Here is a 12,558-nt window from a genome sequence, read left to right on the forward strand (position 1 = left end):
ATGCACGCACTGATCGCTGCCGCACTCGACCGTAGCCGTACCACCATCCTGGTCCTGCTGTTCCTGCTCTGCGGCGGGCTGGTGGCCTACATCGCCATGCCCAAGGAATCCAACCCGGACGTGGTCATTCCCATCATCTACGTTTCGGTGACCCTGGAAGGCATCAGCCCGGAAGACGGCGAACGCCTGCTGGTGCGTCCACTGGAGCAGGAGCTGCGCAGTCTCGAGGGCGTCAAGGAAATGCGCTCGGTATCCAGCGAAGGGCACGCCTCGGTGACCCTGGAGTTCGACGCTGGCTTCGACGCCAAGGTGGCGCTGGCCGACGTGCGCGAGAAGGTCGATACCGCGCGCAGCAAGCTGCCAGAAGAAGCCGACGAACCGACCGTCAACGAAGTCAACGTGGCGTTGTTCCCGGTGCTGTCGGTGGGGCTGTCCGGGCCGATTGCCGAAACCGAGCTGGTGTACATCGCCCGGCGCCTGAAGGAGAACATCGAGGGCATCGCCGAAGTGCTGTCGGTGGAGATCGGCGGCGACCGCGAGGACCTGCTGGAAATCGTCGTCGACCCCCAGGTGCTCGACAGCTACGGCATCGACTACAACGAGCTGTTCAACCTGGTCAGCCGCAACAACCGCCTGGTCGCCGCCGGCAGCCTGGATACCGGCGCCGGCCGCATGAGCATGAAAGTGCCCGGCGTCATCGAAGACCTCGAAGACGTGATGCGCATGCCGATCAAGGTAGTCGGCGACAGCGTGGTCACCTTCGCCGATGTCGCCACCATTCGCCGCACCTTCAAGGACCCCACCGGCTTCGCCCGCATCAACGGCCAGCCGGCCATCGTGCTGGAAGTGGCTAAGCGCAGCGGCGCCAACATCATCGAGACCATCGATCAGGTCAAGGCACTGATGGAGCAGGCCAAGCCCCTGCTGCCGCCGGGGGTGGAAGTCAGCTACATCATGGATCAGTCGCAGGAAGTGCAGAACATGCTCGGCGACCTCCTCAACAACGTGCTCACCGCCATCGTTCTAGTGCTGATCCTGGTGGTGGCGAGCATGGGCATGCGGTCGGCGCTGCTGGTCGGCCTGACCATTCCCGGCGCCTTCCTCAGCGGCATCCTGCTGATCTGGATGCTCGGCTTCACCCTCAATATCGTCGTGCTGTTCAGCCTGATTCTGGTGGCCGGCATGCTGGTCGACGGCGCCATCGTCGTCTCCGAGCTGGCCGACCGCTACTTGCAACAGGGCCAGACGCCTCGTCAGGCCTGGGCCAATGCCGCGACACGAATGGCCTGGCCGGTAATCGCTTCCACTGCCACGACTCTGGTGGTGTTCCTGCCGCTGCTGTTCTGGCCGGGGGTGGTTGGTCAGTTCATGAAGTACCTTCCAGCGACAGTGATTCTCTGTCTGCTGGCATCGCTGGCCATGGCCCTGGTGTTTCTGCCGGTGCTCGGCGCCGTCACTGGCGGCCAGGCACGCCCGCAAGCCCCCAGCACCAATCGCGCCGGCAACGCCTACCGCAATCTGCTGGCGACGCTGCTCAAGCGCCCGGGGCTGACCCTGCTCGGCATGCTCGCGCTGATCGCCCTGATCTACGTCGGTTACGGGCGCTTCAACCATGGCGTGGAATTCTTCCCCGACGTCGAGCCGGAAAGCGCGCAGATCTGGCTGCGCGCTCGCGGCGATCTGTCGGTGCAGGAGAAGGACGCCCTGCTCCAGCAGGTGGAAAAGCAGGTGATCGGCATGCGTGAGGTCAAGGCGCTGTATGCGCGCTCCCTGGCCCAGCCGGAAGGCCAGCAGGGCCAACTCGGCGCCGACGTGATCGGCACCCTGCAATTCCAGTTCGTCGACTGGCACCAGCGCCGCCCGGCCAAGGACATCCTCGCCGAAATGAGCCAGCGTACCGCGGGCATTCCTGGCGTGGTCCTGGAGTTCCGCAAACAGGAACAGGGCCCCACCGACGGCAAGCCGGTGAAACTGCAGATCAGCTCACTGGACCCAGCGCTCGGCGAGCAGTGGGTCGAGCGTATCCGCGGGGAAATGACGCGCCTCGGCGGCTTCGCCGATATCGAGGACGACCGTGCCCTGCCCGGCATCGAGTGGCGAATAAAGGTCGACCGCGAGGCCGCCGCACGCTTCGGCGCGGACGTACTCAGCGTCGGCAACGCGGTACAGATGATCACCAACGGCCTGAAACTGGCAACCTACCGGCCAGAAGATGCGACCGACGAAGTGGACATCCGCGTGCGCCTGCCCGGCAACTGGCGCTCGCTCGACCAACTCGGCCGACTGCCCCTCAATACACCGGCCGGCCAGGTACCGCTGAGCAACTTCGTCGACCTGCAGCCTGCGCCCAAGGTCGGCACCCTGAGGCGCGTGGACGGCGACCGCACCATCACCCTGCAGGCCGATCTGGCCGAAGGTGCGCGCCTGGACGAACGCCTCAAGGCGTTGCGCGAAGCGCTCGGCGATGTACCGGCCGAGATCAAGGTGAAGTTCGCCGGCGAGGATGCCGACCAGCGCGAGGCGGCCACCTTCCTGATGACCGCCTTCGTCGTCGCCATCTTCCTCATGGCGATCATCCTGGTGACCCAGTTCAACAGCCTCTACCAGGCAGCGCTGGTGCTGTCGGCCATCGTCCTGTCCACCGCTGGCGTACTGATGGGTCTGCTGGTCAATGGTCAGTCGTTCGGCATCGTCATGGTCGGCATGGGCCTGATCGCCCTGGCCGGCATCGTGGTGAACAACAACATCATCCTGATCGACACCTACAACCAGTTGCGTCGCCAGGGCCTGGAACCGCGTGAAGCGGCGCTGGAAACCGGCAGCCTGCGCCTGCGTCCGGTGCTGCTCACCGCAGTGACCACCATCCTCGGGCTGATGCCCATGGTGCTCAGCATCAACGTCGACCTGATCACCCCAAGCCTCGGTTTCGGCGCACCCTCGACACAGTGGTGGACGCAGCTATCCAGCGCCATCGCTGGCGGCCTGGCCTTCGCCACGGTGCTGACCCTGCTGCTCACGCCCTGCATGCTGGTGCTCGGCGCCCGCTTCGAGCGGCGTCCACCGCCGCTGGAGACCTACGACACCGACCTGCTCGACCTGCCGGAGCACCTGATCGCCAGCAAACCCGACAGGACGCACCTACAGCGCAGTGACTGATACTGGAGTCCACCTGGCAGGGGCAACATGGCAAAACGCCAGATATCGCCTAGGCTAACCAACAACGGTACTTAGGGCGGGAATGGAAAGGCAGCAGGGATGCTTTTAACAGACAGCAGACGCGCAAGGCGTCTTGCAGAAACGACAAAGCCCTCTCTCGGAGGGCTTTGTCTTTTCCGCTCGCCTCGCATAGGCCAGCGCAAGCAATGAACACCGAGCTAACGAAGTGTATGGGGTCGGCATCCTGCCTGTTGATCACTTCGTTAGCCCGGTGACCGGAGAGTAGTCCAGGCACTGGCATCGTGCCAAGCCTCAATTACGCGGCGTGTTTCACAGAGCGGAGTGCTCCCCTGGCAGCTCTAGCACTTCAAGTTTCCCCAGAATATTCGCGTGATAGCAAATAACCATCTCTCTTCGTGACGCTTGAAACTATCACTCACAACGCCCTGAACTAGACACAAAGATGATGACTCATGCTTTCTACTGCGGCGAGCATTGCTTAGCATACATACAACGTATATACGTTGTAGCTACGAATCGACCGATAGGTGACGACCATGGCCAAAGAAGCCGTTTTCAATCTGAAGCTTGAGCCTGAACTGCGCGAAGACTTCATGGCAGCCGCTCAAGCCGCACACCAGCCGGCCTCCCAGGTTATGCGCGACCTCATGCGCGACTACATTCGCCAGCAGCAACAGGCCAAAGAGCATGATGAGTTCGTGCAACGCAAGGTCGCTGCCGCCAGGGCATCGGTAGACGCTGGTCGTGGCCGCTCCAATGATGATGTAGAAACTGAATTCGCCGCTCGCCGCGCTAAGGCTCTAGGCCACTGATGCAGGTCATTTGGACACCTGAGGCCCTACAGAATCGTCTGGATATCTGGGAATACATCGCCACTGAGAGCCCTCGCGCCGCCGTATATATGGATGAGGCATTCAGCGCTGCTGCAGCCTCGCTGGCTGACTTTCCCGACAAGGGCAGGTTGGGTTTGGTCACCGGTACTCGCGACCTGATCCCTCAGGAGAACTACCGCCTCGTCTATCAGGCTGAGCATGATGCGGTCTGGATTCTTGCCCTGGTGCATGTCGCCAGAATGTGGCCGCCGATCCAGAGCTAGCCTGCAGGCTCAACCGGCTTTCGACACTTCTTCGGCACCTTGCATGCCGCAGATAGCAAAAGCCCCCGAAACTCTAGGAATTTCAGGGGCTTAAGCTTGAGATATGGCGGGAAGATAGGGACTTTCCGAATTTGAGCAAAAAACTCAATAAAATCAATGGATACAGGCACTTACAGAGCCGTTTGCTAAAAAATTTTGCTACAAAACCACAGAAAAAACACCTACGATCCAAGCACTTTTCGGCTCTCCGGTGGCGGCAATGGCAAGCGATAACTTGGTCTTACGTTCTGGTCTATGGCACGCCCGTCTGACCATTCCGGCAGACGCTCGGCCTACCCTCAATCGACGCGAGTTCACCGCCTCACTCAAGACCGGATCGAAGACCGAAGCCCAGCGGCTCAAAATCCCCTACCTGCAACAATGGCAATCGTTGATTGACCAAGCCCGCACCGTATCCAAGATCGATCCCGAAGACGCCAGGATTCAGGCCAAGGCACTTGCAGAGCGTGCCCGTGACTTCTACGTCGATGTTGCCCAAGCCCACATCACGAATGGCCCTATAAGCTCGGAAAAGGCCGATTCCGTGGCCGATTTTCTTTCGTTGGGGCCAGAGCATTCGCAAGAGGAATGGGAGCGGCTATTGAGGCATTTTGAAGTGGATAAGCCACTCGACGCCTTCACCTTCAACCGCGACCTTCAGTCACTCGTTCAGGGCAACATGGAGCGTCAGGCCAACGCCTTGCCGTTGAAGGAAGCCGACAAGGACGAGATTAAGCAGATACTCAAAGACCCCAGCCACTACCGGGCCAAGTCGCCCATAACGACTGCCAGAATCAACGCTTTCAAGGTTCACCAGGAGCAGGTAAAGGGGATCGTCCAGAAGACCGTTGACACTCAGGTCGCCCGCTTGGAAAACCTCAAAAATTGGCTTGAAACCAACCGCCGCGACCTCACCCACGAGAGCATCATGGCTTACATGGATACGCTCAGCGTCAGCGAGAAAACCAAGAAGCAGTTTCTCTTTGCCGGTTCCAGTTTTTGGAAGTGGGCACTTCGCTACGATGAGAATTTCAAGAAGCTACACCGCGACCAGCAGTCGCCTTTCCAGAATCATGACTTCCCCACCAACCGCAGCAAGAAGGCCGCAACCTCGACCGAACGCAAGGCATTCGCCCCGGAAGACGTGGCGAAGCTCTACGATGCAGCCAGGAACCAGAAGAACCGCGAAACCCTTGCCGATCTCATTCTATTGGGTGCCTACACAGGGGCACGCATTGAGGAACTATGCCGCTTGAAAACAAGCGATATAGTTACCGAGGAAGGCATCCAATGCTTCTACATCACGGATGCAAAAACGGCAGCCGGTGAAAGACACATACCTATCCATCCCAAGCTACAGCCAGTAGTAGACCGCTTGGCTAAGCAGTCCGAAGATGGCTACCTCATCAAATCCACATCAGGAAATAAGTACGGAAACCGTTCGGATGCCCTTAGCAAGCAATTTGGACGCCTTAGAACCGACCTTGGCTAGAACGGTCAATTTGTTTTCCACAGTTTCCGCAAGACAGTTATCACCCAATTACAACGCTCAGATATACCCGGAATCTTGATCGCCGCAATCGTTGGACACGAAACCGGAACCATCACTTTTGACGTGTATAGTGCAGGCCCAAGCCCTAAGCAAAAACACACGGCAATTTCCAAACTCAAATACAATATAAAAACTTGAGATTCCAGAGGGGTTACACATTAAAAATCAGGGACGATTTTCCAGCCTTATCGCTCCAACCCCATCAGTCCCGTTCTAAATTTCAGGAAATTTTCTCGCATAATGCACTCCCCTGCCCGCGTGCACAGCATACGCTCGCACGCAGCCGCGTTTTAGATACCAATATATATTGATCTCATATGTAACGATCTCAATATTGTTGTTTACCTATACGCATACACCCGCGTGCATTGCTACGCTCGCACGCTCAACCTATAAGACCTCAAATTGAACTTTGAAATCTCTATGGTATATTGAATCGAAAGAGAGATATATCAACCCGCATATCTATCCCACCACACTTTCCTGACGAAAAGACGCACTTCGTGCTTGCGGTAGGATAGCGGGCCAAAAGGGTTCCCCCTTTGGATTCCCCAAAATCCAGAGCCAAAAACACAAAGCCAAATCGCTGAAATGTTAGGGGGTTAAATTAACCAACTGATGAGGATTAAATGAATGTAAAAAAGACCACCACAATGATATTCAAGACCAAGAATTATTCCAACGCCAAGCACCCTGCTGGCAATGGTAAAAAGCTGGGTCATTACCAGCTTCGCAAGACACTAAAACACTCCCTCCGCATTCCCAGCAAAGAGATCAAAACCACTGAATGGATAGAGGTGGACTCACACCGCAATCTACTCTGGATCAATGGTCAGCTTCGCCGTATGGATGACGTGCCACTGGCAGAACGTCAGCAACTGGTTGAGCAGATAATGGCGACCGCTAGCGAGGACGTGTTAGGAGCGGAAGAACTCGCAGCCGCCCGTAACTCTCGAACCAAGTATAAAGACAAGCTCAAACGAGCAATAAAGAACGAAGAAGACCCCCAAGCCAAGGCGGGGCTAGAAGCCGCCTACAACGTCCAGGGCGTGGCAGATATACAAAACCTTACCGCATCCCTTGAGTTATCAGGAATGAAGCGTAAGGCTCAGAAAATCACGATGGTTAGGCAGTTCCTCGAACTGCACAACAAGATTGAGCAGGCCGATAAACCGAAGGTTCAACAGAACCGAGCCGTTATCCAAGAGTCCTTCTTTAAATTCCCATCAAGGAATGAGGTGGAGAACATTACACCAGAAGAATTTATAGGGCATATTCAAGGATTTTACTCTAAATGCTTCCCAGACAATCCAATTCTGGCTATCGCATTCCACGGTGACGAAAGCACCAAGGGGAATCACTATGACGACCACCCTCACATCATAACTTCAATGAAAAACAGGAAGACCGGGGAATATGACTTAATCCAGCAGCAACGTAAACTGGTGAACTCTTGGATCAAGAAGAACTACCCAGATAAAAAACCACTTCCTTTAAAAATGAACCATGATCAATCAAAGTTGTTCGGCGGTTACTTCCAAGAAATTTTCTATGCCTACACCAACGCCAAACTACTCAAAAATAAACCCATAGAGGCAAAGATAAAAGAGAAGACACAGGAAAATAATGAATGGAACCGAGAACTTGATCTTGAAGCCTCCAAGCCTAAAAGCGAAAGAACTTATTCACTCTACAGAAAAATGCTGGAAGAAAATGCCACTTTGAAATACGAGATTGAAAACCTGACTTATGAAAAAGAGAAACTAGCAATCGAAAAAGAGACATTGGCACTTGAGAAAGAAAAAATAGTTAATGGAATCCGCCAAGCGGCACAGAAAGAACAGGCCGTAATGATCTCCTTAAACAAAACCACGGAAAACTATTTCAACCTGAGAGACGATCTAATTGCAGAACAGCAAAGACAAAAAATCTTGAAAAAAGCCATAGAGCAGGATGAAGAAAAAAGCGGCAGGCTTTACAGTGAAATTCAGCATATGACTAGGCAAGTCGAAGATCTAGATAAGTATATGAAGCAAGCCAACAGCAGGCTTCAGGAAATGCAAAACACCATTATTCGTGAATTTACCTCTTTAGTTGAGAACCTTACAGGATTCATCCAAGCAGCATTCGACAAGATTGGCCAGAATAAAGCCAAATACAGCCGAGACGTAGCGGAGAACTACGAAAGGATTTACGACAGTGACTTGACTTCAGATATGTCAATAACGGCGGAAGCCTTGAAAATGATTGACGAAGTGGAAGACAAGACAGATTCAACCGGATACATAACAAATAAGATTAAAAGAAAATTACTAAGACCGTAAAGCAACCCGCAATTAAGCGGGTGTTTTATCCATAATTCATCATCTTCAACACCTGACCATCCTCTGGCGTTACATCTTCCATCCGAGCCTTGCCGATAGGCTCTAAGATTAGCTTTTGCCTGAAATACTCCAAAAAGCAATCAACGCCGGTAATCTCTATACCTCCCCAATCAAATACTGTATGCCAATAAAACTCACACCGCTCTACATCAAAAATCAGCTTAATATTACACGTTATGTAATTGGTATCCCCGATAAATAACAAATAGATAATGCTATCTGGCGAACTTAATCCCACCCATTTTTTGAGGACTGTGCTGCTGAGTATATTGTCTAGCCTTAAATCATAAGAAAACTCCAGGGCACTTCTTATTTCAGCATCGACTCTATCGAGTTCATCAATCCACAGGCTCGGACTAACTCCGGGCAATTTGCTGTAATTTTCAAACTCGACCATTTCAGGCGAAACCACAACATACCTAGACGCATCAAGCCTTTTGAATAACCATTCAACTTCATCAATTGTAATGAGATAGTTATCGCCTTGCTCTATGTAAGCATAGACATCAGAATCATCAAAACGCTCTACATACCTCATAATTGAATCTATAAGATCCATAACACCTCCATTATTCTTATAGTCACGCAAAAGCCCACACTAGGCGGGCTTGGTCTATGATTTATTCAGCATAGAGTCACATCATAAAATACTGCCCTAAGCGATTAATCGGGCAGTAAAGGCCGGTAACAAAGGGGACTAAGCACCGACAATGTGGAGATATGAAAACCACACAAATATCAAACCATGAAAAACCAATAAGTCAATAGAGCATTGACATATACAATCAAAATTATTTTTCAGGCAGAAACAGAAAAGCCCCATTGCGGGGCTTTATTTCTTATCGTATTGATTCGGGTAGGCCAGTGAGTAGATAGCCCGCACGATATCCAAGTCATACTCGATAAAATATCCAGTAATCAAAATACCGTTAACGCCCCAGATTCCACCATCAGAAGAATCCAGATACACCCACCAAATTTTTTTACCTTTAATAGCAAACCACTCAGCGTAACCCGATGGGGTTCTATAATAAAGAAGGCTACTATCTCGGGCCTTTGCGGCATCTTCCCAAGACCTCGAACGACTCACCTTTACGCCGTTACTGACTATGTAGCCTTGAATTTCTTCTCTTGTCTTCATCTCTATTTAGCCGGAAGAGAGTAAGAAACCTTGGTGCCATTAACCTTTACAAAGCCTTTTTGCCTCAACCCCTCAATCAGTCCATCTATTTCTTGAGCTGAGAGACGCTTTTGAAACATAGAATTGATAGTGCTGCTTAGGGTTTTAACCGCCCTTGGGCGTGAATTTCCCCGTTTCTTCAAGTCATTAACAATAATCTCGATTCTATCCCCAGGTGCGTTGGAATTAACTACCTTCACAAGCGGGATATCTCCTATTGTCGCTGAGCGACAAGCAAATATCTTTTGCGTTTTAAGGTGGGCAATGAGTGGATCAAATCCGGTATCTTTCGAAATTATATGAAAGTAAGAGTCTGGCTGTTTGGTCGCCATAACACCAATGTAATAGGCGACATGGAAATCCAAGGCATTATGCCCCGTTCCGCTTATTTTAATATACTCCGCCCTGTCGCCCATTTTCTGCAAAGCAGAAGCAACCTCAAAAGAAACTTTTGACTGAGTTGCACCGACAAAGACTATGACTTTGAATTGCTCGCCCTGAACAATTGCAACGTCATCAGGCTGCACACTTTCATAGTCAATAAGAACAAAATTTACTCTCATTCAACCCTCCTTGATTAGCGGATTTTAACCGAACGATCAAAAAGATAAAAGCCTGCATGGTTACGTGCTTTTATTTTTTCAGCATCACAAAAAAATCAACTGAAAGGCGACAGGATCGATTTTTGGGGAATACCCAAGAAATCATCATCTTGCTTAAACGTATAAGCATTATTTTAGTATTGTTTTGGGTATCCCGTTTTTTCTTGGGTATTCCTGTTTTGGGTATTCCCTTGGGTATTCCTTTAGGCATCCCTGTTTTGGTTATGCCAAAAACAGGATTATTTTTCGCTAAGAAATTAGCGACAGAATGGTCGCGTGGCACAATTAAAAGTAAGCCCAAGAAAAGATAAAGCCCGCAAATTTGCAGGCCTTATTTGACTTACCAATATTAAATGGTAAGTTATTAAAAGATGAAGCCCAAACGCTAATAACATTTGGGCCTCGGGTTGATACTGTTCCAGCAGGAATCAACTTGTAGTTAAAGTTATAACACGCCAGATTTTAATTTCAAGTCCTCCCCTCGGAAAAACCTCATAACCATAATAAATTCAGTATTTAACCCTTGCATAGTTTTGGACAGGATACCCGATCCTATCATTGTGATTTTTGGACTATGGAAGTCGAGGCCGTACAAAGGGGAACCCGGCAACGAAAGGAGCCAACCCGCAAGCCACTGGAAACAGTGTTGAACAGGGAGCCGGGACGCAGCAGATATATGCGTTAAGTGTTCAAAGTTTAAGCGTCAGTATCAATGACTTAAACCCGAGAAAGGGACTCGCTTCCCCTAATTGGCCAGGCTGTCCTCCGAACACTCAGTTTTGTACTGAGCTAGTAGGAAGGAGCAGCTTTGCCGAGAAGAAAGGCGAAGCCGCTTCGCGGCAAAGCTGGTGATTAAGAGCAAAGCGAAAACCCCATAGGGTTTTCAAGACACACGCACACATGCGATACACACTCCCACCACCGCGAGCTAGAAGCTATGGGAAGAGCTAGGCATTAGCCGTGCAACTTGATATAGAAAATGACTAGCAGGTCTAGCCTGTCGCCATTATAACTTTATTCAGTAACCGCCAAGACTCTAATTCTTCCTTGGGAAGACGGCCATCATCCAGAAGAAACTCCCCTGGGATAATATACTTATCTTCCCCCCGCTCAAGTAAATATTCATCACTTGCCCAATCCTCATAAGCGGGCATCCTACTGAATCTAATGAAGTCACCTTCGTCTTTCAGTATAGGAGAAGCTATTCGATACCTTCTCCTCCATAGTATTTTTCTGTCCAAACTAAAGTTGGTGATTCCAATCCCACAATCGTATTTGTATTCGTCATCAAATATATTTATCTCTGATAGTGCTGATTCATACATGGCGGATATTAGCAGACGATGATATCGATCCACATCCCCCTTTAATTTTGCTCTCATCACCGCGATTGAATACAGAATTGCAAGCCCTTCATATCCTATATCCAAGGTCAGTGGAATATCATTTTTTTTCCTTTGATTCCATTTTTTATACGAGCACCCAATCCTTCCATTCTCTATTGTCAGCTTACTCTTATTATGCACTGCCACATTTCTCACAAACGTGAGAATTCGATAAGTTTCCTTTACCGATTTTTCATATTCATCAGACTCAGGAAGACGCTTATATTTCGCCATGAAACCTTTATCTTCTAGATCTGGTATCTCAGACTCGAAAACCGCATCCAGAAGCGAATAAATCAATATATGTTTGAGAAAAAAACCAACAGGAGTAGGGCCGCCGCCCATAGAAATATAGCAATAGTGGCTAGTGGAAGTTTTTTCTCCATCAAATTCTGTTTTTATTACATCAGGCGATGGAAGGTCTACCCCTCCAGCCATAATAAAATTGAGCATTTCATTTTTAAAAGCGTCAATCATATCTACCTCAAATATCACTCATTATAGTGTTTGGATAAGATATTCATGTTAGATTGTAGCTCAAAATTCTGATGTTGCGGCTTGTTCTTTATTTTTACAAATGGCGTGATGATTTATTGGTAATAACCAAGAAAATAAAACCTGCTCTGAACTTTCATATTTTATCTTTTATGTTATGGTAATAATAAGAACAAATTAAAACACCATGACAATAAAATCAAGACACGCAGGATTAACGTTATTTGAAACACTCCTATCACTAGCAGTAGTAATGGCTTTAAGCATTAGTTTTATTTTTTGGTTCGCGGAGCAGCAACGCGAAAAGCAAGCCATAATTTTCGGAAATGATATAGTTTCAATCATTACTGCATTCGATAAACGTATCCACGTCGATGGATGGGATATTGATAATTTCAAAAACGAAACAGAATGGAGTAATTCAGACGAATTTCTAAGGATGCTGAATACAGAATTTGTGGCTAAGGAAGCATCTTGCGGAAAGGATGAAAATTGGATTCCATCACTCGCCAAGGAAAAGGCCACTCAACTAATCCCATGTAATTTCTGGTCAAGAGTTCCTTACGCTCTTGAGGGTGTGCAGAATTTTGTGTAACCGGGGCTTGGGTTACTGCTGCGGCAGCCTGTCTTCGTAACTGATCGTAAAGC

General features: G+C 50.1%; 11 protein-coding genes. 7 read left to right on the forward strand and 4 right to left on the reverse strand.

Annotated features, from left to right (window positions below; translation table 11 throughout):
• From EGJ86_RS05220 to EGJ86_RS05240, 5 genes are all read left to right on the forward strand, one after another.
• A complete protein-coding gene (locus EGJ86_RS05220) occupies nt 1-3,156 on the forward strand; it encodes an efflux RND transporter permease subunit (protein ID WP_125834290.1) in 3,156 nt (1,051 codons plus the stop codon).
• A 557-nt stretch (nt 3,157-3,713) separates the two neighbouring features.
• Entirely contained in the window at nt 3,714-3,989 is a 276-nt protein-coding gene (locus EGJ86_RS05225; RefSeq protein WP_125834291.1) for an antitoxin of toxin-antitoxin stability system, read from the forward strand.
• Nucleotides 3,989-4,273, forward strand: a complete 285-nt coding sequence (locus EGJ86_RS05230) for a type II toxin-antitoxin system RelE/ParE family toxin (protein ID WP_125834292.1) — start codon at nt 3,989-3,991, stop codon at nt 4,271-4,273. Before EGJ86_RS05225 ends, EGJ86_RS05230 begins: the two co-directional genes overlap by 1 nt.
• Before the next feature lie 259 nt (nt 4,274-4,532).
• Nucleotides 4,533-5,804, forward strand: coding sequence for a DUF6538 domain-containing protein (locus tag EGJ86_RS05235; RefSeq protein ID WP_125834293.1), 1,272 nt, complete (start codon nt 4,533-4,535; stop codon nt 5,802-5,804).
• Nucleotides 5,805-6,493: 689 nt separating this feature from the next.
• A complete protein-coding gene (locus tag EGJ86_RS05240; protein ID WP_125834294.1) occupies nt 6,494-8,188 on the forward strand; it encodes a hypothetical protein in 1,695 nt (564 codons plus the stop codon).
• 25 nt (nt 8,189-8,213) lie between these two features.
• Here the strand turns inward: EGJ86_RS05240 and EGJ86_RS05245 are convergent, their stop codons facing one another.
• From EGJ86_RS05245 to EGJ86_RS05255, 3 genes are all read right to left on the reverse strand, one after another.
• Complete coding sequence (locus EGJ86_RS05245; RefSeq protein ID WP_125834295.1) at nt 8,214-8,807, reverse strand: hypothetical protein; 594 nt, start codon at nt 8,805-8,807, stop codon at nt 8,214-8,216.
• A gap of 273 nt (nt 8,808-9,080) precedes the next feature.
• Nucleotides 9,081-9,389, reverse strand: a complete 309-nt coding sequence (locus EGJ86_RS05250) for a hypothetical protein (RefSeq protein ID WP_125834296.1) — start codon at nt 9,387-9,389, stop codon at nt 9,081-9,083.
• A gap of 2 nt (nt 9,390-9,391) precedes the next feature.
• Nucleotides 9,392-9,991 (reverse strand): PIN domain-containing protein, encoded by a 600-nt coding sequence (locus EGJ86_RS05255; protein WP_125834297.1) that lies wholly within the window; start codon nt 9,989-9,991, stop codon nt 9,392-9,394.
• 122 nt (nt 9,992-10,113) lie between these two features.
• Here EGJ86_RS05255 and EGJ86_RS05260 point away from each other — a divergent pair, with 122 nt between their 5' ends.
• Nucleotides 10,114-10,341, forward strand: a complete 228-nt coding sequence (locus EGJ86_RS05260) for a hypothetical protein (protein WP_125834298.1) — start codon at nt 10,114-10,116, stop codon at nt 10,339-10,341.
• Between the two features lie 681 nt (nt 10,342-11,022).
• Here EGJ86_RS05260 and EGJ86_RS05265 read toward each other — a convergent pair.
• Nucleotides 11,023-11,892, reverse strand: coding sequence for a hypothetical protein (locus tag EGJ86_RS05265; RefSeq protein WP_125834299.1), 870 nt, complete (start codon nt 11,890-11,892; stop codon nt 11,023-11,025).
• Nucleotides 11,893-12,163: 271 nt separating this feature from the next.
• Here EGJ86_RS05265 and EGJ86_RS05270 point away from each other — a divergent pair, with 271 nt between their 5' ends.
• Nucleotides 12,164-12,505 carry a hypothetical protein gene (locus EGJ86_RS05270; RefSeq protein WP_125834300.1) on the forward strand — a complete coding sequence of 114 codons (342 nt, stop codon included), beginning with the start codon at nt 12,164-12,166 and terminating at the stop codon, nt 12,503-12,505.
• Nucleotides 12,506-12,558 lie beyond the last annotated feature (53 nt).

Source organism: Pseudomonas sp. o96-267 (assembly GCF_003935465.1).
Classification (GTDB): Bacteria; Pseudomonadota; Gammaproteobacteria; order Pseudomonadales; family Pseudomonadaceae; genus Aquipseudomonas; species Aquipseudomonas sediminis.

Excerpts from the sequence above, each read along its gene's own strand:
- EGJ86_RS05235 (WP_125834293.1), top strand. The coding sequence starts at position 4,533 with ATGGCAAGCGATAACTTGGTCTTACGTTCTGGTCTATGGCACGCCCGT.
- EGJ86_RS05255 (WP_125834297.1), bottom strand. The coding sequence starts at position 9,991 with ATGAGAGTAAATTTTGTTCTTATTGACTATGAAAGTGTGCAGCCTGAT.
- EGJ86_RS05250 (WP_125834296.1), bottom strand. The coding sequence starts at position 9,389 with ATGAAGACAAGAGAAGAAATTCAAGGCTACATAGTCAGTAACGGCGTA.
- EGJ86_RS05240 (WP_125834294.1), top strand. The coding sequence starts at position 6,494 with ATGAATGTAAAAAAGACCACCACAATGATATTCAAGACCAAGAATTAT.
- EGJ86_RS05245 (WP_125834295.1), bottom strand. The coding sequence starts at position 8,807 with ATGGATCTTATAGATTCAATTATGAGGTATGTAGAGCGTTTTGATGAT.
- EGJ86_RS05230 (WP_125834292.1), top strand. The coding sequence starts at position 3,989 with ATGCAGGTCATTTGGACACCTGAGGCCCTACAGAATCGTCTGGATATC.
- EGJ86_RS05225 (WP_125834291.1), top strand. The coding sequence starts at position 3,714 with ATGGCCAAAGAAGCCGTTTTCAATCTGAAGCTTGAGCCTGAACTGCGC.
- EGJ86_RS05270 (WP_125834300.1), top strand. The coding sequence starts at position 12,164 with ATGGCTTTAAGCATTAGTTTTATTTTTTGGTTCGCGGAGCAGCAACGC.
- EGJ86_RS05220 (WP_125834290.1), top strand. The coding sequence starts at position 1 with ATGCACGCACTGATCGCTGCCGCACTCGACCGTAGCCGTACCACCATC.
- EGJ86_RS05265 (WP_125834299.1), bottom strand. The coding sequence starts at position 11,892 with ATGATTGACGCTTTTAAAAATGAAATGCTCAATTTTATTATGGCTGGA.